This window comes from Streptomyces sp. NPDC051219 (genome assembly GCF_040682335.1).
Lineage (GTDB): Bacteria > Actinomycetota > Actinomycetes > Streptomycetales > Streptomycetaceae > Streptomyces.
This window is the reverse complement of the sequence record NZ_JBFBAS010000038.1, coordinates 1-20429: the sequence shown is the minus strand read 5'-3', so window position 1 is coordinate 20429 and position 20429 is coordinate 1. Positions and strand designations below refer to the sequence as shown.

The 20429-nt window shown below is 70.8% G+C and carries 22 protein-coding genes and 1 tRNA gene; 11 read left to right on the top strand and 12 right to left on the bottom strand.

Annotation, left to right across the window (positions count from 1 at the left end):
* Positions 1 to 33 precede the first annotated feature (33 nt).
* Positions 34 to 981 carry a hypothetical protein gene (locus tag AB0M62_RS29475; RefSeq protein ID WP_366077359.1) on the bottom strand — a complete coding sequence of 316 codons (948 nt, stop codon included), beginning with the start codon at positions 979 to 981 and terminating at the stop codon, positions 34 to 36.
* Between the two features lie 162 nt (positions 982 to 1143).
* Here AB0M62_RS29475 and AB0M62_RS29470 point away from each other — a divergent pair.
* Positions 1144 to 1216: transfer RNA gene (locus AB0M62_RS29470), tRNA-His, on the top strand.
* A gap of 58 nt (positions 1217 to 1274) precedes the next feature.
* On the opposite strand, the gene msrB is transcribed toward AB0M62_RS29470, so the two are convergent.
* The 4 genes from msrB to AB0M62_RS29450 all read right to left on the bottom strand — a co-directional run bounded on the left by msrB (position 1275) and on the right by AB0M62_RS29450 (position 4520).
* Entirely contained in the window at positions 1275 to 1682 is a 408-nt protein-coding gene (gene msrB / locus AB0M62_RS29465) for a peptide-methionine (R)-S-oxide reductase MsrB (RefSeq protein ID WP_366077358.1), read from the bottom strand.
* A gap of 13 nt (positions 1683 to 1695) precedes the next feature.
* Positions 1696 to 3090: a UDP-N-acetylmuramate--L-alanine ligase gene (gene murC / locus AB0M62_RS29460; RefSeq protein ID WP_366077357.1), complete on the bottom strand. Its 1395-nt coding sequence runs from the start codon at positions 3088 to 3090 to the stop codon at positions 1696 to 1698.
* 59 nt (positions 3091 to 3149) lie between these two features.
* On the bottom strand, positions 3150 to 3617 hold the full coding sequence (locus AB0M62_RS29455; protein ID WP_366077356.1) for an indole-3-glycerol phosphate synthase: 468 nt from the start codon (positions 3615 to 3617) through the stop codon (positions 3150 to 3152).
* Between the two features lie 129 nt (positions 3618 to 3746).
* Entirely contained in the window at positions 3747 to 4520 is a 774-nt protein-coding gene (locus AB0M62_RS29450; protein WP_366077355.1) for a pyrimidine reductase family protein, read from the bottom strand.
* Positions 4521 to 4557: 37 nt separating this feature from the next.
* On the opposite strand from AB0M62_RS29450, the gene zapE reads away from it, so the two are divergent.
* The 3 genes from zapE to AB0M62_RS29435 all read left to right on the top strand — a co-directional run bounded on the left by zapE (position 4558) and on the right by AB0M62_RS29435 (position 8162).
* Positions 4558 to 5649 carry a cell division protein ZapE gene (zapE, locus tag AB0M62_RS29445; RefSeq protein WP_366077354.1) on the top strand — a complete coding sequence of 364 codons (1092 nt, stop codon included), beginning with the start codon at positions 4558 to 4560 and terminating at the stop codon, positions 5647 to 5649.
* A 145-nt stretch (positions 5650 to 5794) separates the two neighbouring features.
* Complete coding sequence (locus tag AB0M62_RS29440; RefSeq protein ID WP_366077353.1) at positions 5795 to 7171, top strand: alkaline phosphatase PhoX; 1377 nt, start codon at positions 5795 to 5797, stop codon at positions 7169 to 7171.
* Positions 7172 to 7247: 76 nt separating this feature from the next.
* Positions 7248 to 8162, top strand: coding sequence for a PPK2 family polyphosphate kinase (locus AB0M62_RS29435; RefSeq protein ID WP_366077352.1), 915 nt, complete (start codon positions 7248 to 7250; stop codon positions 8160 to 8162).
* 106 nt (positions 8163 to 8268) lie between these two features.
* Here the strand turns inward: AB0M62_RS29435 and AB0M62_RS29430 are convergent, their stop codons facing one another.
* Positions 8269 to 8682 (bottom strand): organic hydroperoxide resistance protein, encoded by a 414-nt coding sequence (locus AB0M62_RS29430; RefSeq protein WP_366077351.1) that lies wholly within the window; start codon positions 8680 to 8682, stop codon positions 8269 to 8271.
* 99 nt (positions 8683 to 8781) lie between these two features.
* On the opposite strand from AB0M62_RS29430, the gene AB0M62_RS29425 reads away from it, so the two are divergent.
* Positions 8782 to 9300: a MarR family transcriptional regulator gene (locus tag AB0M62_RS29425; protein ID WP_366077350.1), complete on the top strand. Its 519-nt coding sequence runs from the start codon at positions 8782 to 8784 to the stop codon at positions 9298 to 9300.
* 218 nt (positions 9301 to 9518) lie between these two features.
* On the opposite strand, the gene AB0M62_RS29420 is transcribed toward AB0M62_RS29425, so the two are convergent.
* Positions 9519 to 9824, bottom strand: a complete 306-nt coding sequence (locus tag AB0M62_RS29420) for a hypothetical protein (protein WP_366077349.1) — start codon at positions 9822 to 9824, stop codon at positions 9519 to 9521.
* A 98-nt stretch (positions 9825 to 9922) separates the two neighbouring features.
* Positions 9923 to 10333, bottom strand: coding sequence for a hypothetical protein (locus AB0M62_RS29415; RefSeq protein ID WP_366077348.1), 411 nt, complete (start codon positions 10331 to 10333; stop codon positions 9923 to 9925).
* 215 nt (positions 10334 to 10548) lie between these two features.
* On the opposite strand from AB0M62_RS29415, the gene AB0M62_RS29410 reads away from it, so the two are divergent.
* Complete coding sequence (locus AB0M62_RS29410; RefSeq protein WP_366077347.1) at positions 10549 to 10776, top strand: hypothetical protein; 228 nt, start codon at positions 10549 to 10551, stop codon at positions 10774 to 10776.
* A gap of 28 nt (positions 10777 to 10804) precedes the next feature.
* Here the strand turns inward: AB0M62_RS29410 and AB0M62_RS29405 are convergent, their stop codons facing one another.
* Positions 10805 to 11917, bottom strand: coding sequence for a CapA family protein (locus AB0M62_RS29405; RefSeq protein ID WP_366077346.1), 1113 nt, complete (start codon positions 11915 to 11917; stop codon positions 10805 to 10807).
* Positions 11918 to 12155: 238 nt separating this feature from the next.
* Entirely contained in the window at positions 12156 to 13388 is a 1233-nt protein-coding gene (locus AB0M62_RS29400; protein WP_366077345.1) for a S1 family peptidase, read from the bottom strand.
* A gap of 190 nt (positions 13389 to 13578) precedes the next feature.
* Between AB0M62_RS29400 and AB0M62_RS29395 the strand changes: the two genes are divergently transcribed.
* Together AB0M62_RS29395 and AB0M62_RS29390 are read left to right on the top strand one after the other, a co-directional pair.
* Complete coding sequence (locus AB0M62_RS29395) at positions 13579 to 15141, top strand: protein kinase (protein ID WP_366077344.1); 1563 nt, start codon at positions 13579 to 13581, stop codon at positions 15139 to 15141.
* A gap of 140 nt (positions 15142 to 15281) precedes the next feature.
* Positions 15282 to 16157: a polysaccharide deacetylase family protein gene (locus AB0M62_RS29390; RefSeq protein ID WP_366077343.1), complete on the top strand. Its 876-nt coding sequence runs from the start codon at positions 15282 to 15284 to the stop codon at positions 16155 to 16157.
* A gap of 17 nt (positions 16158 to 16174) precedes the next feature.
* Here AB0M62_RS29390 and AB0M62_RS29385 read toward each other — a convergent pair whose 3' ends face one another.
* A complete protein-coding gene (locus tag AB0M62_RS29385) occupies positions 16175 to 16363 on the bottom strand; it encodes a hypothetical protein (RefSeq protein WP_366077342.1) in 189 nt (62 codons plus the stop codon).
* A gap of 50 nt (positions 16364 to 16413) precedes the next feature.
* Positions 16414 to 17091: an AIM24 family protein gene (locus tag AB0M62_RS29380; RefSeq protein WP_366077341.1), complete on the bottom strand. Its 678-nt coding sequence runs from the start codon at positions 17089 to 17091 to the stop codon at positions 16414 to 16416.
* A 72-nt stretch (positions 17092 to 17163) separates the two neighbouring features.
* Here AB0M62_RS29380 and AB0M62_RS29375 point away from each other — a divergent pair, with 72 nt between their 5' ends.
* From AB0M62_RS29375 to AB0M62_RS29365, 3 genes are all read left to right on the top strand, one after another.
* Positions 17164 to 17883 carry a peptidyl-tRNA hydrolase gene (locus AB0M62_RS29375; RefSeq protein ID WP_366077340.1) on the top strand — a complete coding sequence of 240 codons (720 nt, stop codon included), beginning with the start codon at positions 17164 to 17166 and terminating at the stop codon, positions 17881 to 17883.
* Between the two features lie 145 nt (positions 17884 to 18028).
* Positions 18029 to 18826 carry a DUF4142 domain-containing protein gene (locus AB0M62_RS29370; RefSeq protein ID WP_366077339.1) on the top strand — a complete coding sequence of 266 codons (798 nt, stop codon included), beginning with the start codon at positions 18029 to 18031 and terminating at the stop codon, positions 18824 to 18826.
* 118 nt (positions 18827 to 18944) lie between these two features.
* Positions 18945 to 20297: a DUF692 domain-containing protein gene (locus tag AB0M62_RS29365; protein WP_366077337.1), complete on the top strand. Its 1353-nt coding sequence runs from the start codon at positions 18945 to 18947 to the stop codon at positions 20295 to 20297.
* Positions 20298 to 20429: the final 132 nt, after the last annotated feature.

Genomic DNA, 20429 nt, shown 5'->3' with positions numbered 1-20429 from the left:
CGCCCCCATCCTGCCGGTCCACCGGCGGAGCCGCTACTGATCCTCCACCAGCCGCTCCAGCAGCTCCTGGAAGTCCTCCCCGACCACGATCCGCAGCCCGTCCCCGTCCTCGTCGCGGTCGCTGAGCTGGATCAACTCCCCATTGCGCCACCAGTAGACGTACGGGCTGATCGCCCCGGGAGTGTCCTGGTACCCGGCGGCGGCGAACCCCGCCATACCGCTCAGGGCCTGGATCACCCCCACGTCACGGATGGCGTGGAACGCCAGCTGGTGCCGGAACGGCATGGCGACCAGCGCGCCGTCGGCCCCGAGCCGCCGGCCGGTGACCCGCTGGACGAGGTCGTCGAGAACCAGGACGCGGCTCGCGGTGTAGAAGGAGTCCCCGACGAGCACGTCGAAGCGCATTCCCTCGCTGTTCTTGACCACCTCGTGGCCCTCGACCGGCAGCTCCCGGAGATTCTCCAGGGCTCGGGCCCGCAGTTCCCGGACCTCACCGATCGGCTCCAGCGCCTCGTCGGTCAGCATCATGACGCTCTCGGGGAGGTCGAGGGCGATGATCTCGTGCAGCCCGGGGGCGAGCGGACGGGCATAGTCGAAGGCGTGCGGGTTGAACCCCTCCGAGCCGATCACGCGCGGGTAGAGCTGGGCGCGGATCTGTTCGGCCGGCAGGGTGTCCAGCGCGGAGGGCGCGTCCATGGTGCGCAGCACCATGCCGACGTGCTCCCGTGCCACCTCGGCCCACACTCGCGGACCCCGGTCGTCGTTGTGACAGACCGCGGCCAGATTCCCCAGCCCGAACTGCCGCCCCGCGCTGTCCTTGACCATGTCGGCGTAGACGGTGACCTCGAGGCCGCGCTCGGCGAACGCCTCACGCACATGACCGCGGAACCGGGCGCCCTCGTCGGAGGAGAAGTAGGAGAACTCCGGGTCCCGCGGCGCGTCGCTGCGGTCCCGCTTCGGCCCTCGCCGGAATATCCCCACTTCACGCCTTCCTCGAGCCCGTGACCTGCGGTGCGCCGATCCTACCGATGCCGGGGCCGGGCGGCCTCGGCTTTTGGATCTTGCCGGGGCAGCGCTAGAGGCCCTCGGCTGATCGGCTATGCTGTACGTGCACGATGAACGGGCGCTTCGGCGCCCGTCTTGGTGGGTGTAGCTCAGTTGGTAGAGCACCTGGTTGTGGTCCAGGTGGCCGCGGGTTCAAGTCCCGTCACTCACCCTGTGAAAAGCCCTCGGGGGTACGAGATTCGTCTCGTACCCCCGAGGGCTTTCAGGCGTCAGCCCTCGTCGGGGGTCAGCCGCAGGGAGATGCTGTTGATGCAGTAGCGCTGATCGGTGGGGGTCGCGTAGCCCTCGCCCTCGAAGACGTGACCCAGATGCGAGCCGCAGGTGGCGCACCGCACCTCCGTACGGAGCATGCCGTGCGAGCGGTCCTCGATCAGCTCGACCGCGTCCGTGTCCTTCGGGTCGTAGAAGGACGGCCAGCCGCAGTGCGACTCGAACTTCGTGTCGGACCGGAACAGCTCGGACCCGCACGCCCGGCAGGAGTACACGCCTGCCGTCTTGGTGTCCGTGTACTCACCGACGAACGCGGGCTCGGTGCCGGCCTCGCGCAGTACGGCGTACTCCGCGGGTGACAGCTCCTCGCGCCACTGCTCGTCCGGCTTCGCGATGTCGTACGACATGGGTGGCGGCTCCTCAGTTCGACAGGCGGGCGACGATCTCGGGTCCGAGGTCGGTGACATCGCCCGCGCCCATGGTGAGAACAAGGTCGCCCGGCTTCGCCATTCCCGCGACGAGTCCGGGGACCGCCGCCTTGTCGTGCTCGGCCGTCACATCGGCGCCGGCCGCCAGCGCCGCGTCGATGATCAGCGTGCTGGTGATGCCGGGGATCGGGTCCTCACGGGCCGGGTAGATGTCGAGGACCACAGAGGCGTCGGCCAGCGCCAGTGCCTGGCCCATCTCGGTGCCCAGTTCCTGAGTGCGGGAGAACAGGTGCGGCTGGAAGACGACCAGGATTCGCGCCCCCTCGGCAGCGCCGCGGATCGCCTCAAGGTCGGCCGTCATCTCGGTGGGGTGGTGAGCGTACGAGTCGATGACCTGGACGCCGTTCGCCTCGCCCTTGAGCTGGAGGCGGCGCTTGACCCCGGTGTACTTGCCGAGCGCCGAGGCGAGGTTGTGGGCCGGGATGCCGAGGGCGACACCGGCGGCGAGGGCGGCCACCGCGTTGTGGGCGTAGTGGCGGCCGGGGACCGAGACCATGAACGTGAGGAACTTGCCGTCGAGCAGGACCGTCACCTCGCTGGTGAGGCCGCGCGGAGTGACCTTGTGGATGCGCACGTCCGCGGACTCCGACTCGCCGTACGTCACGACCTTGATCGTGGACAGGTCGCGGACCCGGGACGTGAGCTCGACGGCGCCGGCCTGGTCGGCGGCGACGACGAGCGTGCCACCGGGGACGATCCGGCCGACGAAGGTCTCGAAGGAGTCGTAGATCTCGTCCATCGACGCGTAGTTGGCGTGGTGGTCCAGCTCGGCGTTGAGGACGATGGCGACCTCGGGGGCGTACTTGTGGAAGCTGCGGTCGCTCTCGTCGGCCTCGGCGACGAAGATCTCGCCGCCGCCGTGGTGGGCGTTGGAGCCCGGCGCGTCGAGGTCGCCGCCGATGGCGTACGACGGGTCGAGGCCCAGCGCGGAGAGCGATACGGCCAGCATCGAGGTGGTGGTCGTCTTGCCGTGCGTTCCGGCGACGGCGATCGGGCGCAGCCCGTCCATCAGGGAGGCCAGGGCGTCGGACCGGTGGACGACCGGGATGCCGAGATCGGCGGCGCGGGCCAGTTCGGGGTTGTCCGCGCGGATGGCACTGGAGACGACCACGCACGACGCGTCGTCCGCGAGGTGCCCGGCGGCGTGTCCGATGTGGACCGTGGCGCCCTGGGCCCGCAGCGCCCCGGCGGTGGCGGACTCCCGGGCGTCGCTGCCCGCCACCCGCGCGCCGCGCTGGGCGAGGATCTTCGCGATGCCCGACATTCCGGCGCCGCCGATGCCGATGAAGTGCGGTCGGTCCATGGCGGAAGGAAGGCCGGATGCCATGCGTGTGTCTCCCGGGGTGTCTGCTGTCGTACGGATGTGGCTGCTGGGCGGAGGCCAGCCTATTCGGTGTGCGCGAAGAGCTTGAGCACCGGTACTCCGACCTTGTGGCGGGCCCGTGAGGCCCAGTCCCGGTGGAAGAACTCCTCGACGAAGTGCGGCGCGGTCAGGACGATCACCTCGTCGGCCCCCGTTTCCTCCACCACGGACTTCAGCTTGTCCAGCGGGTGCTTCTCGACGACCTGGCCGACGGCCTCGTTGCCCGAGGCGCGCAGCGCCTCGACCGAGTGGGCGAGTGCCTTCTCGGCCGGGAGTCTCGCGTCCGTGCCTTCCGGCTCCTCGCCCTCCCGGATGGCATCGGGCAGCTCGCCGAGTGCCACGTCGTCGATGGCCCGCAGCAGCCGGTCCTGGTCGCCGCGGGGCTGCATGAGTACGACGAAAGAGACCTGGTCGTCGCCGTGCAGTGTGGTGACGAACTCCACGTCGACGGGCGTCAGGGGCTTCTCGATCATCAATACGCTCGTGAACACGACGGGCGCCCTTTCCTTGATGGGTCGCGGCCGACCCCTGCGGAAACCATCCTGCCCCGTGCGCGCACGGGGCCTGCGCATTTAAGTGTGCCCATTGACAATATGCGGAACGGCAAGTTCCGCCGCTTGTCAGATCCGACGGTAGCGAGTGAAGAGGAACCCGTCCTCTTCCAGCAGGGACGTCGGCGCGAAGCGCTCCGGCACGGCGACCGCGGGCCCGCCCGCGATGCGCTGGGCATCCCCCGCGGTGAGCAGCGGCGCGATCGTCAGGCAGATCTCGTCCAGCACCCCGTCCGCCACGAACTGGCCGAGCAGCCGGGGCCCGCCCTCGGTCAGCTGCCGGGTCAGCCCGCGGTCCGCCAGCGCGCGCAGCGCGCGCGCCGGATCGACGGCGGCCCCCTCACCCGCGACCAGCACCTGTGCGCCCGCCTGCTCGGCGGCCCGGATGCGGTCGGCGGGGGCCCCCACGCCGGTCAGGATCAGAGTCGGGACCAAGGGCGAGGAGAAGAGCGGCAGGCCGAAGTCGAGCTGCAGGCTCGCGCTGACCACGGCGATCGCGGGTGCGGGCCCCTGGCCGGCCGCCTTCCGGCGGGCGGCGAAGGCCTCGCGGGCGCGGGCCGGCCGGTACCCCTCGAGACGAACCGTTTCGGCACCGACCACCACGACGTCGGCCAGACCCCTGAGGGTCCCGAAGATCCGCATGTCCGTCTCGCAGGAGATCGGCTGTGAACGCCCGCCGTGCTGGGCCGCGCCGTCCAGCGTGGACACCATGTTGGCCCGCAGCCAGGGCGCGTCTCCTGCCGGATACGCATAGGCCTCGGCCAGCTCGTCGAGATCCCACTCGCGGCCGGCCGCTCCGGCCGTCTCGGATGTCTGGTCGGTCACAGGGAACAGGCGTCGCATGCCGTGCAGTGTGGCACGGGCCGTAGAGTGAAGAGCTGTGTCGTCCTCCCTCACCCCGTCCGGCCAGAGCCCGATAACCGAAGCGGGCCCGCTGTCCCTGTGCGCCCGCGCGCCGCACGTCCCCGCCGACCGGCTGGTCGCCGAGATGGTGCCGCCGCCGCGGTTCGACTCGGTGCGTTTCGCCACGTACGTGCCGGACCCGAACCAGCCCAGCCAGGCCGAGGCGGTCACGGTGCTGAGCGCGTTCGCGACCGGACTGGGCGGTGCGCATGCCACGGGCTCCGGCAAGCGCCGGTGGTTCGCGAAGAAGCCCGCCGCACCGGCCGGCCCGCGCGGCGTGTACCTCGACGGCGGCTACGGCGTCGGCAAGACCCACCTGCTCGCCTCGCTGTGGCACGCCACCCCGGCCGCCGCGGAGTACAAGGCCTTCGGCACCTTCGTCGAGCTGACGAACCTGGTCGGCGCGCTCGGCTTCCAGCAGACCGTGCGCACCCTGAGCGGGCACCGGCTGCTGTGCATCGACGAGTTCGAGCTCGACGATCCCGGCGACACCGTCCTGGTCTCCACTCTGCTGGGCAAGCTCGTGGACGCCGGCGTGGCGCTGGCCGCGACGTCCAACACCCTCCCCGGCAAGCTCGGCGAGGGCCGCTTCGCGGCCGCCGACTTCCTCCGGGAGATCCAGGGACTGTCCAGCCACTTCCGGCCGCTGCGGATCGACGGCGAGGACTACCGGCACCGCGGGCTGCCCGAGGCTCCGCCTCCGTACTCCGACGAGCAGGTCACCAAGGCGGCGTACGCCACCGAGCGGGCCTCGCTCGACGACTTCCCCGGGTTGCTGGACCACCTCTCGAAGGTCCACCCGAGCCGGTACGGGGCGCTGACCGACGGCGTCCGTGCCGTCTGCCTCACCGATGTCCAGCCGGTTCCGGACCAGTCGACGGCGCTGCGCCTGGTGGTGCTCGCGGACCGGCTGTACGACCGGGAGGTGCCGGTGCTCGCTTCCGGACTGCCGTTCGACCGGCTGTTCAGCGACGAGATGCTGAACGGCGGGTACCGCAAGAAGTACTTCCGGGCGATCTCCCGGCTCACCGCTCTGGCCCGGGACGCGAAGGGCTTGGTGGCCCAGTAGGCCGCGGCCGGCCGGGACCGGACGCCCGAGCTGGGCCGACCCGGTCGCGTCACGGGCGCGCTGGTCCTCACGGTTCACGTGTCATATGAACGCGTGATACACACGTGCGGGTCACATCTCCTGTCCGCCAGCAGGGAGTTGCCTCATGACCGCAACACGACGTCAAGTCCTGGCCGGTGCCGGCGCAACGGTCGCCGGGATCGCCTTCACCGGCTCGCTCTCGGAACTGTTCGCGGGCACGGCTGCCGCGCGGGGACGGGGCGGGAGCGGCTACGGGCCGCTCGTGCCCGACCCGGACCGCCTGCTCGATCTGCCACGGGGCTTTCGCTACAAGGTCCTGTCGAGAGAAGGCGAGCCGCTCCGCTCGGGCGAGGGCGGGGTGCCCAGCAACTTCGACGGTATGGCCGCCTTCGCGGGGCGCCACGGCCGCGGCCACGCCCGCGTACATCTGGTGCGCAACCACGAGAACCGCCCCACCGCCCGAATCCGTGTACCGGCCGTGGCAGGCCTGACGTACGACCCGAACGGCATGGGCGGCTGTACGGCCATCGCGCTCGACTCCCGCAACAACGTCCTCGGCGAACGGGTGGCCATCGCCGGTACGGCCGTGAACTGCGCGGGCGGCCCCAGCCCCTGGGGAACCTGGCTGACCTGCGAGGAAACCGAGGACCAGGCCGGCACCAACGGCTACACCAAGGACCACGGCTTCATCTTCGAGGTCGACCCCGTGGATCCGCACCGCACAGGCGCCGTGCCGCTCACCGCGATGGGCCGCTTCCAGCACGAGGCGATCGCCGTGGATCCCCGAAGCGGCATCGTGTACGAGACCGAGGACGCCTTCCAGAAACCCTTCGGCTTGTTCTACCGGTTCCTGCCGGCCAAGCCGCTGGGCGGCAGGGGCTCGCTGCGCGCGGGAGGCTCACTGCAGGCGATGCGCGTACCCGGCGTGCCGGACCTCTCGGCGATCCAGCAGACCGGCGCGAGCTTTGGCGGGGTGGAGTGGGTCCCGGTCCCCGACCCGCTGGCGAAGGAGACCCCGATCCGGCTGCAGGACTTCGGCCGGCAGGGCATCACACACGCCCAGAAGCTGGAGGGCTGCTACTGGGGCGACAGGTCGGTGTACTTCGTCTCCAGTTTCGCGCGCAGCAGGGAGGGCTCGGCCGCCGACCACTTCGGCCAGGTGTGGAAGTACGAGCCGCACCGGCGCCGCCTGACCCTGGTCGTCGCCTTCGGCCCGAGTACGGACATCCAGCTGCCCGGCGAATCCCCGGACAACATCTGCCTCGCGCCGAGCGGGGGCCTGATGGTGTGCGAGGACGGTGACGGAGCGCAGCACGTCTACGGGCTGACCAGACGCGGCGAGGTGTACCCGATGGCCCGGGGCGCCCAGAACATCGGCACCCCCCAGGCCCCGGAGTGGGGCGAATTCGCCGGAGTCGCCTTCTCGCCGGACGGCGGCACGATGTACGTGAACTGCTACACCCCCGGCACCACGTTCGCCGTCACGGGCCCCTGGCGATAACGGTGCCAGCGCTCGCGGTTCCCGGCGATCCGTCGCACGATCGAGGGAACTGACCGGACGGCCGGAAGGGTGCGCGGTGGCCAAGAAGGACACGAAGAAGAGCAAGGCCGCGAAGGGCGCCAAAACCCCGGCGAGCAAGCAGCGGCGACGTGCCGATCTCCGTGGGCTGCTGCGCATCCCCGGCGAGGAGCCGGTCGATCTCTCCTCGTACGACGCGGCGGACACACCGGCGAGCCCTGCCGACAAGATCGACGCACTCGCCGACACCATCCAGATGGGTGAACGCCTCGGCGAACTGCAGGAGCGTCTCTTCGCGGCGAGCACGGCGGGCGACCGGCGCCGGCTGCTTCTGGTGCTCCAGGGCATGGACACCAGCGGCAAGGGCGGCACGGTCAAGCACGTCATCGGGCAGTTCAACCCGTCCGGCTGCCGGATCATGGCGTTCAAGTCGCCGACGGCGAAGGAGCTGAAGCACTCCTTCCTGTGGCGGATCAAGAAGGCGCTGCCGCTGCCGGGCGAGATCGGCATCTTCGACCGCTCGCATTACGAGGACGTCCTGATCGCCCGCGTGCGTGAGCTGGTGCCGCTCGATGCGGTCGAGCGCCGTTACGAGAAGATCAACCGCTTCGAGAGGTCCCTCGCCGACGACGGCGTGACCGTGGTGAAGGTCTTCCTGCACATCAGCGCGGAGGAGCAGCGGAACCGGCTGCTGGAACGGCTCGACAACCCGGACAAGCACTGGAAATTCAGCCCGACCGACATCGAGGAGCGGAGGCTCTGGCCCGCGTACATGCGTGCGTACGAACTGGCGATGGAGCGCTGCTCGACGGACGCGGCGCCGTGGTACCTGGTCCCCGCGGACCGCAAGTGGTATCGCAACTGGGCGATCAGCAAACTGCTGCTGGAGCATCTCCAGGCCATGGGTCCGCAGTACCCGAAGGGCGACTTCGACGTGGAGGAGTGCCGCAGGCGGCTGCTGGAGGAACCCTGACCCGGGCAGATGCAGCTGCGGATGCATGGCCACGTGTGGCGCACGCTGCTGACGGTCCGCATCTGCCGGGCCTGGAAGGGGAGTTGCTCCCGAGGTCCCAGGGCGTCTACTCGATGACGAGCTCGACCGGGATGTTGCCGTGGGTGGCCTTGGAGTAGGGGCAGTAGGCGTGGGTCTTCTCAAGGAGGTCACGGCCCGCGTCGCCCTGCAGGTGGTCGGGCAGCTCGACCCGCATGGTCACCGCGAGGCCGAAGCCTCCGTCGCTGTCCTTGCCGATGCTGACCTCGGCGGTCACCGAGGCATCCTTGACGTCGATCTTCTCCTGGCGGCCGATGGCACCCATCGCGCTGGCGAAGCAGGCGGCGTAGCCGGCCGCGAAGAGCTGCTCGGGGTTGGTTCCCTGCCCGTTGCCGCCGAGCGCCTGCGGGAAGGCGAGTGGCAGGTCGATCTGGCCGTCCGAGCTGACGGTGCGGCCCTCGCGGCCGTTGGCGGTGGCGACCGCGGTGTACAGCGCGTCCATGAGTTGCATCCCTCTTTGTCCGTGGAGAAACCGTGGTCACAACTGAAGCACACAATTCAATTGGACACAACTTAATGAGCCGCGGTGTACTCTCGCCGCATGGAGAAGACGACGCTGTTCACCGTGCCGGACGAGGACTTCCTCCGGCTCGACCACCAGATCTGCTTCTCGCTGCACGCAGCCGCCCGCGCCTTCAACGGCGTCTACCGGGCCGCGCTGAAGGACCTGTCCCTGACCTATCCGCAGTACCTCGTGATGATGGTGCTGTGGGAGCACGGCGAGCTGCCGGTCAAGCGGATCGGCGAGCATCTGCGGCTGGACTCGGGCACGCTGTCGCCCCTGCTCAAGCGGCTGGAGACGACGGGCTACGTGGAGCGCAGGCGCAGCCATGAGGACGAGCGGTCCGTCACGGCCCGCCTCACCCCCGCGGGCGTCGCGCTCCGTGAGAGGGCACTGGGCGTACCTCGAAAGATCGCCGCGGCCACCGATATGTCACCGGATCAGATCCGCGAGCTGCGCGCCCGCCTCGATGACCTGACCGCCACGCTTCAGGCGGCCGGCCTGGCGGCCGCCGAGCCCGACGTCGGCCCGGCCGGCTGCGCGACCACCGACGGCTGAGCGGGGCCAGGGGCCGGCGTCACATGTCCCGCGCCCCGGGGCGGGGCCTCTCCGAGCCGTCGGGGTCAAGAGCCCGCGATCCAGCACTCGGCCCAATGCCGCTGCGCGTTCTCGATATACGGGAATGAGGCGATGCGCTTCGCTTGCTCGCGGATTTTGCCATGCCCTCGGGGCGGGAGGCGACGGAGAGGCCGATGCCGACCTGGTGGTAACCGGCGTCATCCTCCGGATTCCCGGTGCGGCGCCACAGCATTCAGCAGGCACTCGCGGTCGTCCGCGCCGATCAGTCCGTCCGGCAGGCAGTCGTCGTCCAGCAGCGTGAGCAGCACGGACGCGTGTTCGGCGAACGCGGCCCTGCACTGTTCGCGTTCGGGGTGGCGCCGTCCGAGACACCCGGGTATCTGCGGCCAGTCGGCATCGGTGCAACCCAGAAGGGCGGGGTGGTCGCCTCCTGCTGGCCCTGCCTGCGGATGTTCACGAAGAAACTCGCCGACGGCGGCCTCTCCGACCGCCGTGTCCACCACGCACATACTTTTCTGCCCCCGCCCCACACGCCCCACCCGCCCGGCAACCAACCCATCCCAGGCAGCCCACGACCCACGACACCACCCGGCCAAGATAGCTAGGAGGCGGCGTGCAGCTCAGCCAGCAGGTCCCACAGGGTCACTCCGCCGTCCGAGCTTGCCGTGACGGCGACCGGGCGCCCCTGGAACTCCGCACACGCCACGGACCTCACGGACTTGCGGTGCTCCCGCAGAACGCCGAGTTCCCGGCGTCCGGCGACGTCCCATACTCGCGCGCTGCCGTCCGTGCCGCCCGCGACGGCGACGAGGAACGCCGTGCGCGGCCACCGGGGTACGCGTGGCCCGGAGAGGATGCGGTGCACGGCATCGTGCCTGATGTTTTCAGGGACGGGAAGCTTTCCGATCCTTCGTGAGATCTCCCGCAGGCTGGGCTCGCCGGCTTCGAGGTGCAACATCCGCAGCGCAGTGCGGAATGCCTCCTCCGGACCTGTGGCGCCACCAACCTCCACCAGCATCCCCTCTCAGCCGGTTCTCGCAGGCACGGGCATGAGTCTGTCAGGGAGCGTCAGGGACTGTGAGGCTCTTTCAGGGCTGCTCGGGACCGTTTCGCCGACCGCTGTATCGGGGCAGAACCTTCCTCCCGCGAGGGTTCGCTCCCGGTAGCGCGAAACCCAGAGCCCGGCCTCTGGGTGACCAGTTCCCCTCCAGGCACTTGGAAGGCGTCATGGCTCTATCCGACAAGACCCCGGCAGTCGCCGACGGCGAACGGAACGTCCGTGCCCGCAACCGGGCCGAAGTGGCGGTGTTCGTCGCCGTACTCGTGACCCTCGTCACGCCCGGCGCGTTCGGTCATGCAGAACCCGGCGTACTGGCCGACGCGGTCACCTTGGCCACGCTCTGTGTCACTTGGCGCCGAGGCACCGGAACAGGACCCGGAACAGGAACGGGCTGAGCGATGGGTCAGCGCGCCCATGAGCGGCTCAGAGGTGCGCGACGGTGAGCACGCCGTCGCGCGTCGCGGCGATGTGGGTGCCGAAAGGGCGGCCGACCCGGTTCAGCGTCGCCCGCAGCCACGCGCCGTCTTCGGCCGACGCGTGCTGGAGGCGCATCCGCCGCGACTGCAGGGGTGTGATCCGCGCGGCCGCCAGTGTGCCGGTGTCCGGTTCCACCGAGACGAAGTACAGCAGCCGCAGGTCGTCCCGGTACTGCTCATAGCCGGTGATGCCTTCGTAGTCGTCGATGAAGTCGCCGCAGCCGTACAGGATGAGCTTGCCGCGGTACACCTCCAAGGGGCGCGGATGGTGCGAGGAGTGTCCGTGCACGACGTCGACCCCACCGTCGATGAGCGCGTGCGCGAAGCGGACCTGGTCGCGCGGGATGCCGTAACCCCAGTTCGATCCCCAGTGGACGGATACCACCGCCACGTCTGCGGGCTGCTTCGCCTGCCGTACGCGGTGGGCGATCTCCGCTGCCGCGGCCTGGGACGGCTGGGGTACGAAGTCCACACCTGGCAGGTCCTCATCCGCGGCCCAGCTCCGCGGAATACCGCTGGACGGCATTCCGCAGGAGAAGACGAGGACCCGGCCGCCGCCGGCGACGGTGACGGCCGCGGGCCGCCGCGCCTCGGTGGTGTTCCGGCCGGCGCCCACTGCCCGCAGGCCCGCCGCGGTCAGGGTGTCGAGCGTTTCCGCCAGTCCCCGGCGGCCGAAGTCCAGCACGTGGTTGTTGGCCAGGACACAGGCGTCGGGCCGGGCGGTGGTGAGGCAGGGGACGTTGGCCGGGTGCATCCGGTAGTGCACCGCCTTCCCCGGCGCGAAGTCGTCGCTCCGGGTGATGCTCGTTTCCAGGTTCACCACCCGGGCGTCGGGCGCGGCCTCCTCGAGTGCCCGAAGGGCATCGCCCCACGGCCAGGAGTAGCCGACGGGACGGGGGATGGGGCCGTTCGCCGCCTCCGCCAGCTCGATGTACGTCCGGGCGTCGCCGAGGTACGTCTCCCGCAGCACCGGGTCACCGGGGTGGGGAAGAATCTGGTCGACGCCACGGCCGAGCATCACGTCGCCGCAGAGGGACAGCGTCACCACGTCGCCGCGCACGCTTCCACGCTAGTCCTCGGCCGCCGTCGGTGCGCAGCTCCCGGCCGGGGAGCGGGCTCATGACACCGGCTGCCCGGCCACGTCTTCCGCGGGTGCCGGTACTCGGCCGGCGCGGCGGGGCCGCCTACAGGCCGGTACACGTCCGGCGGACCGGGCGGCGCCGCGGCCGCAGGGCGGTGCGGTTCGCGGCGCCGACCAGCGAAGCGAGGACCGACTGAAGCAGACGTCGGCCGCCGCGTCAGCCCGTCTGGCCGAGGCCGTCGTTCCCTGCATCGGCGTCACCGTTGTCCCCGGCGTCACCGTTGTCCCCGGCGTCGCCACCGTTCCCGGCATCGGCGTCACCGTTGCCGCCCGCGCCGATCTCCGCGCCGACCGCGGCCAGTGCGGTGGTCACCGGCTGGAAGAACGTCTCACCGCCGGAGGTGCAGTCTCCACTGCCCCCGGAAGTGAGACCGATCGCGCTCCCGTCGGGCGTGAAGAGGGCACCTCCGCTGTCGCCCGGCTCCGCGCAGACACTGGTCTGGATGAGCCCGCTCACCGTGCCTTCCGGGTAGTTCACCGTGGCATTGAGCCCGGTCACCGCGCCCTCCCTCAGACCGGTGGTGCTGCCCATGCGGAAGACCTGCTGACCGACGGCCGCGTCGGCCGCCTGCGTGATCTGTACGTTCTGGCCGCCGCCGACGTCGACCACGCTCGGTGCGTCGGTGGCCGGGTCGTCGTACGTGACGAGTGCGAAGTCGCCGTCACCCGGGAACGTCGCCGCCTGCACCGTACCGATGGGCGCGCCGTTCGGGTCCTGCGACCACTGCTCGGCGGCCACACCGCAGTGCCCCGCCGTCAGGAAGCCCGGCTGCCCGTCGTCGGTGGTCACGTTGAATCCGAGGGAACAGCGCGCGCCGCCCCCGAAGATGGCGTCGCCGCCCTCGATGAAAGGCTTGAACTCGCCTGCGGACTTCTGGATCCGGGCCAGGCCCGTGCCCAGCGATTCCACGGTGCCCTCCAGTCTGTCCCACCGCTCACCGGTCACGGTGCGGTCCGCCGTGACCAGGATCTGGTTGGTCCTCGGATCGAAGGCCCACGCCGTGCCCGGGATGGTGGCCTGCCTGGTCAGCGTCCTTGTGGCGGACTTCAGTTCGCCGGTGCTGTTCTGCACGCTCCTGGCCACCGCGCCGGCCTTCTTGACCTGGACGTTCACATTGTTGTTGTCGCCCACGACGTTGACGACGACCTGTTGCTTGTCGGCGTCGTAGTACGCCCCTCCATATGCCTCGTCGCCCAGCTGCGAGGCCAGTTGTGCGACGAGCTCAGCCGCCGATGCTGCGCTCACCGCCCTGGGGGCGGGCCCCTTCGAGGCCTCGGACCCGGACTGCGAAGCATTGGCGTGGGGCAGCAGCACAGCGGCCGCGGCGATGCCCACGGCGCCGGCTCCTGCGAGAACGGCCTTTCGCTTCGGTATGCGCCTGTGACTCAACTCGTCGCCTCCTGCGGGGGTACGGAGCCCGGTTGCCGACGGAAACCGGGGGGACGCGTCCGACCACTGATACGCGTGGGACGGAAGTTGTGTTCACCGGCCTCTGCAGAAGAAGCTCTTCGATCGGGTTGGCCAACCGCCGTTAAAGTGACCGCAGTTGTGGTGCGGGGCGGACCGGGAGCGGGCGGGCATGCGGGACGACGAGGTCGCGGAGGATCCGGCGCCCGGGCGCCGGTTCGGGCAGTTCACCGTACTGACGGAGCTGGCCGGCGGAGGCATGGGGCGGATCTATCTGGCGCGCTCGCCGGGCGGCCGAACCGTCGCCGTCAAAACACTGCTGGCCGACGGCACGAGCGGCACCGTCGCCGAGGCGGACCGCAGGCGATTCGCTCGCGAAGTGGCCCTGGCCCAACGGGTACGGGGCGTCTACACCGCGAGCGTGGTCGATGCCGACGCGACCGCGCCGATGCCCTGGATGGCCACGGAGTACGTCGCGGCGCCGTCGTTGCGGGATCTGGTGGAAAGCTGCGGGACGCTTGATGTGGCCGCGCTCCACTGGGTCGCCGCCGGGATCGCGGAAGCACTGGTCAGTGTGCACCGGGCCGGCCTGGTTCACCGGGACGTGAAGCCGTCCAACGTACTGCTGCCGGTCGAGGGTCCGCGAGTGATCGACTTCGGTATCTCGCAAGCGAGCGACGTCACGCGGACTCAGGCGACGCTGGGCACGGTCGCGTTCGCGGCTCCCGAACAGGCGCGCGGCGAGCCGACCACTCCGGCCTCCGACGTCTTCTCTCTCGGCGCGACCCTCTTCCATCTCGCGGTCGGGCGGGCGCCGTACCGGGACGGCGGTGCCGGGCCGGCCCTGGAGCAGCTGGTGCGGGCGGCGACGGGCGACCTCGATCTCTCCGGGCTGCCGCCCGAGGCCGAGGCGCTGGTGCTGCCCTGTCTGGCCCTCGACCCCGCGGACCGGCCCACCCCGGCGCAGATCCTGGAAAGTTGCGCCGCGCGGCTGGGCAGCCGGCCCGAGGCTCGCGGTGGCCAGGACTGGCTGGACCCCACGTGGCTCGCGGCGATCGAGCGGTACCGCAGACGCCGGGACCGCGAGGTCGAGGAGGCCGGCCGCCGACGGACGGACCCGGAAGCCGCGACCGGGCTGCTGACACGGGCCCTACGGACGTCGGTCCTGCCGGCCCTGGCACCGGCCGGAGTACGGCGGCGGGTGGGATGGATCTCGGCGGCGCTGGTGATGGTGGCGGCGGTCGGCCTGCTGGTGATCCGGCCCTGGGAGGGCGACGGCGGAACGGTGGGACTGCCGGACGCGCCGGTGGGCTTCCACCAGGTGGAGAGCACACAGCAGGGCGTGTGCGGCGGCCGGCCGTCACCTACCCTGCAGCCGGATGCCGGCCGGTCCTACACCGCCGACGACCGCCAGGAGTGCGCGACCGTCTCCCCCACCGGCGGGATGACCGTACGCAAGCTGGACGGCGTCCGGGTGTACATGGACACCGAGACCGGCCAGGGCTGGGTGGTCGAAGTCACCTTCAGCAGCGCGGACTCGGCGCTGTTCAGCAAGCTGACGGGGCAGGTCGCGGGCTGGACCCCGCCCAGGAACCAGATCGCCATAGTCCAGGGAGACCGGCTGCTGGCCAGTCCGGCCGTCCTCTCACGCATCAACAGCCGAACGGTCACGATCGCGACCAAGCTCAGCGAGTCCCAGGCCCGCTTCCTGGCCGGCGCGCTGGGCGCCCGCTGACGCCCGCTGGCGTCCGGTGACGCCCCGCGGACCGGATGCGCGGACCGCCCGCGGTGTTGGCGTCGGCCATGTGGTGAGGACTTCGGCTCCGCGGGGTGCCGCAAGTCCGCGTTCCTCACATGATCGTATATTTTCCGCGAGTGACCATTTTTGTACGAAGATTGGTGGCGGCTGTCACTCTTGGTGCCGCACTCGCCGGCTGCGGGGACTCCCGCTCCACAACCGGCCTCTCGGCGGCTCGGAGCGCACCCGCCTCCCCGGCCGCGAAGGCGTCCGCCGCCGCGACGGCTCCCGGCGCCCGGGCACCGGGGCCGCCGCCCACCACGGCCGCCGGCCCCGCCGGTCTGACACCGGTCTTCGAGCGCGCTCGGTCGACTGCCGGGGAGAAGACCGTCGCGCTCACCTTCGACGCCGACATGACGGCGGATCAGGGCCCGCGCGCGGCACGCGGCGAGCGCTTCGACAATCCGGCGCTCATCTCCTCACTGCGCCGGCTCAAGGTGCCGTCGACGGTTTTCATGACCGGCCGGTGGGCCGAGGAGTACCCGGACCAGGCGAGGTCCATCGGGACCGATCCGCTGTTCGAGATCGCGAACCACTCGTACAGCCACCACGCGTTCAAGTCGCCCTGCTACGGCCTGCCCGCCCTCGACGACAAGGCGGCCCGCTCCGATGTGGAGCGGGCCTTCGCCGCGTTCCGGAAGGCGGGGGCGCGCAACACCGTGCCGTATTTCCGCTTCCCCGGCGGCTGCTACGACGACCGGGCGCTGCGCGCGCTCGCCCCGGCCGGGGTGACGGCGGTGCAGTGGGACGTCGTCAGCGGCGACGCGTTCGCGACCGACGCGGACGCGGTGGCGGAGCAGGTGCTCGCCGGCGTCCGGCCCGGTTCGGTGGTGGTGATGCACTGCACGCGCAGCGCAGCGCCGGTCACCGGCGAGGCGGTAGAGCAGATCGTGCCGGAGCTGCGCAGGCGCGGCTACCGCTTCGTGAAGGTCTCCGAACTCATCGAGAGGTGATCACCTCAGGAAAGTGATCACCCGGAGCAGGCGGCGCGCTGCGCCTCCTGCCATTCACAGACCGGGCACAGCACGATGCCCGGCGTCGCCACGTTGTACTCGGTGGGCTTCCCGCACTGCACGCAGTCGGCGTACGGCGGGCCGCCGGGCACGACCGCGGGCGCGCGGCCGGCCGGCGTCTCGCAGTACTGCTGGTTCCCGTCCATACGTACGAGCGTACTCAGGGCCGCGGCGCCCGGGTGACCCGCGGACGTCCTCAGTTGGCGGTGGCCTTCTCGGGCCTGGCCTCGCTCGGCCGTACGATCACGAAGCCCTCGCCCTGAAGCATCAACTGGACCGCCTCGCCGGAGCCGCCGCGCAGCATCGAGCCAACGCTCTGCGAGCGGTGCAGGCCGGTGTTCAGCTGGGCGCTCCAGCCGACGACCGCGTCGGTGTCGACATACACCGGGGCCTGCGGGCTGACGGGGATGACCAGCGGGGCGCCCTCGCAGATCACGCCGAGCCGGCCATGGCCGGTGAACAGGCTGTTGAAGAGTCCGCCGCCGGTCATGCCGGCGCCCTTCACCGTCTTGATCTCGTACGACAGCGTGGAGTCGAAACACAGCACGTTGCGGCCGTTGATGGTCAGCGCGTCGCCCTGGTCGAGGTCGACGATGAAGCAGTTGGCGGCCTCGTGCGCGAACCATGCCTCGCCCTGGCCGCGGACCGCCATCAGCGGCAGGCCCTCGCCGGTGACGGCGCGCTTGAGCATGCCGCCTATGCCCTGGCCCCTGCGCTCGAACTGGAGGTTGCCGCGGAAGGCGATCATCGATCCCTGTCGCGCGAGCATCTCCCCGTTCACCGCGTACCTGATCGACTTGGCGTTCTGCAGGGTCATCCCGGGCGCGGTGGCGGGCTGGACCATGTTCTCGGAGGCAAAAAGATCGCTCTTCATACGGCGCATCCTCACCCGGAGCCATCGGCTCCGACAACAATGTTCACGTCACGGCCTGGCAAACTGAGCCGGGTGAACAGCCAGAACGACGCCCTCCCCGACAGCCCCTTCCGGCATGAGCGGACCCAGCGCGACGCGGCACCCCAGTTCGTGCTGCCGCTGGTGGTCCGCATCGAGCGGGCCGAGCCCCCGGCGCGTACCGACGCGCTGGAGACCGCGGCCCGCGCGGTACTCGTCCTGCTCTCCGACGAACGGTCGATCGGCGAGGGAGAATGGGCCGGGGCGGTGCGGGACTGGCAGGACGCCCGTATCCGCAAGGTCGTACGGCGGGCGCGCGGCGCGGAATGGCGGCGGGCCGAGACGCTGCCAGGCATTACGGTCACAGGCAAGTCGGCCCAGGTACGGGTGTTTCCACCGGTTCCGCTGGACGGCTGGCCGAAGGAGCTGGCCAAGTTGCAGGTCTCGGGCACCGATCTCGACGATCCCGGACCGCCGGTCGGTCCCGACCCCGCCGCGCCGGTGCTGTGGCTGAACCCGGACCTCTCGATGTCGGCCGGCAAGGCGATGGCTCAGGCGGGCCACGGAGCCCAACTCGTCTGGTGGGAGCTGCCGGAGGCGGAGCGGGCGGTGTGGCGCGGGGCCGGCTTCCCGCTCTCCGTACGGACCCCCGGGCCCGAGTTGTGGCGCGAGCTCACCACGGGCGGGCTGCCGGTGGTCCGGGATGCCGGATTCACGGAGATCGCTCCGGGTTCGTGCACGGTGGTCGCCGACCATCCCGCACTGCGCGGTTGAAACACCCGCCCCTCGAGGGACTTTGCCCTCCCTTTGAACAGACCTGCCGCCGGAGCCGTACCTCCCCATACTTGCAAGTAGGTTGAAGGACTGGTCAGCCGGCGGTTTGGTTCGACGGTGTAAGGCACCTGCCCGGGAGAAACAATTGCGACGCATCAACGGAACAGCCCTCATCATCGCGGCCCTGGTCGCGACACTCGGCGCACTCGCCTTCCCGGTGTGGTCCTACGCGGACCGCTCCGGAACGGGGCAGGCCAATCTCAACGCGGCGACGGTGGCGACCCAATGGGGACCGCTGTCCGCCACCGACCGGGACTTTCTGGTCAAGGTGCGGCTCGCAGGACTGTGGGAGCTGCCGGCGGGACAGCAGGCGATCGAGCGCGCACCCAGTGAGGCCATCAAGGCCACCGGCGACCACCTCGTCGTCGGACACACCGATCTTGACAAGCGGGCCCGCCTGGTGGCCTCCAAGCTGAGCGTCGAACTGCCGAACGTGCCCAACGAACAACAGCAGGGCTGGCTGCAGGAACTCTCCGCCGCGAGCGGCAAGACGTACGAGCGGAAGTTCGTGCAGCTGCTGCGCAACGCCCATGGCAAGGTCTTCAGCCTGGTCGCCCAGGTCCGGCACACCACACGCAACACCCTCATACGGCAGCTGGCCACCGACGCCAACCAGACGGTCCTGGACCACATCACCATGCTGGAGAGCACGGGGCTCGTGGACTTCGACGCCCTCGCCAACGAGGCGGCCGCGGGCGCCACCGCCAGCCCGACCGGTCCCCCGCCCCCGTCGTCGGTGCCGGCCCCGCCGCTCCCGGTCGTGCCGACGGGGACGGACCAGAAGTTCACCTCGCGGCCGTCGGCACAGCCGACGGAGGAGCTGGAGAACGGCTCCGTGATCAACACCAACCGGCCCGAGCCGCAGGGCCATCGAGTGGAATAGCGGGCTCCGCTCCGGAACCTCAAATGAAGCTCTGAACGTCCCCTCCTCTGGGTTCGCCACGCTCCGCCGGGGTCATTACCCCTGCACCCGTCGAACGTACGGACCGGAGGAGGGGAACATGGAGCCCACAACACACCTGGGGATCGGCATCGGCTGGCGGCCGGAAATCGCCGACGCGGTGGAGCGGCTGCCCGGTGTCGACTGGGTCGAGGCAGTGGCCGAGAACCTCTGCCCCGGCCATCTGCCCGAGTCGCTGCTCCGGCTGCGCGAACGCGGCACCCTCGTCGTCCCGCACGGCGTCTCGCTGGGCCTCGGCGGGGCGGAGCGCCCCGACCCCGGACGCCTCGCGGATCTGGCCGCACGCGCCGAGGCCCTCGGTTCGCCGCTGGTCTCGGAGCACATCGCGTTCGTACGGGCGGGCGGCCCGCTCACGGCCTCTCCCCGTCTGGAGGCGGGGCACCTGCTGCCGGTACCGCGCACTTGGGACGCCCTCGCCGTGCTGTGCGAGAACGTCCGCATCGCGCAGGACTCGCTGCCCGTGCCGCTGGCCGTCGAGAACATCGCCGCGCTCATCTCCTGGCCGGACGAGGAGATGACGGAGGGCCAGTTCCTGGCGGAGCTGGTCGCGCGGACCGGGGTGAGGCTGCTGATCGATGTCGCCAACCTCCACACGAACCTGGTCAACCGCGGCGAGGACCCGGCCGCCGCGCTCGACGAGCTTCCGGTCGAGGCGATCGCGTACGTCCATGTCGCCGGCGGCATCGAGCGGAACGGGGTCTGGCACGACACGCACGCGCACCCGGTGACCCGTCCGGTCCTGGACATCCTGGCGGAACTGCGCGCGCGGACCGACCCTCCCGGCGTGCTGCTGGAACGGGACGACGACTTCCCGTTGGAAGGAGAGCTGGCGGCGGAACTGACCACGATCCGCACGACGCTCACGGCCGCGCCCGCGGCCGCGATCCCGCACCCCGTCCAGGTCCCGCCGCTCCCTCCCACGACGACCACGGCCGGACCTCCGGCCGCGGACGCCGGGAGCGGCTCCGCGGACGACCGGGTAGGACCCGCGCGGCAGCGTCTCGCCGTCGCCCAGACGGCGTTGCTGTCCGCGCTCGTCGCCGGCACCCCCGCCCCGGAGCGCTTCGACGCCCGGCGCCTGCGCGTACAGAGCCGTGCGCTCGCCGCCAAGCGGGCGGACGCCGTCGCCAAGGTGGCCCCCGAGCTGCCGCGGATCCTCGGCGACGGCTACCGCCGCGCCTTCCTCGCGTATGCCACGACCCGCCCCATGTCGGACGGATACCGGCGTGACGCCCTCGACTTCGCCGAGCACCTGCTGATCGCCGGGCGGCCCGAGGACGTGGCCGTACGCCGCCGGCTGACCGACTGGTGGCGCGAGCGTGCCGCCCCCCAGCCGCCCACCCGCGCCACCCGCTTCGTACGGGCGGCCCGGGCCGCCCTGGTCAGGAGGTGACCTCGTCAACTTCTCGGCCGTAGACGACCGAGCTTGTTGGCTCGGTCGTCTACACCTTGTCGCGCTCCCGACTGCCCACTACGGCAGGACGGTCACGGGTCGCATCTACCAGCGGAAGGAGGTGTTCAGGTC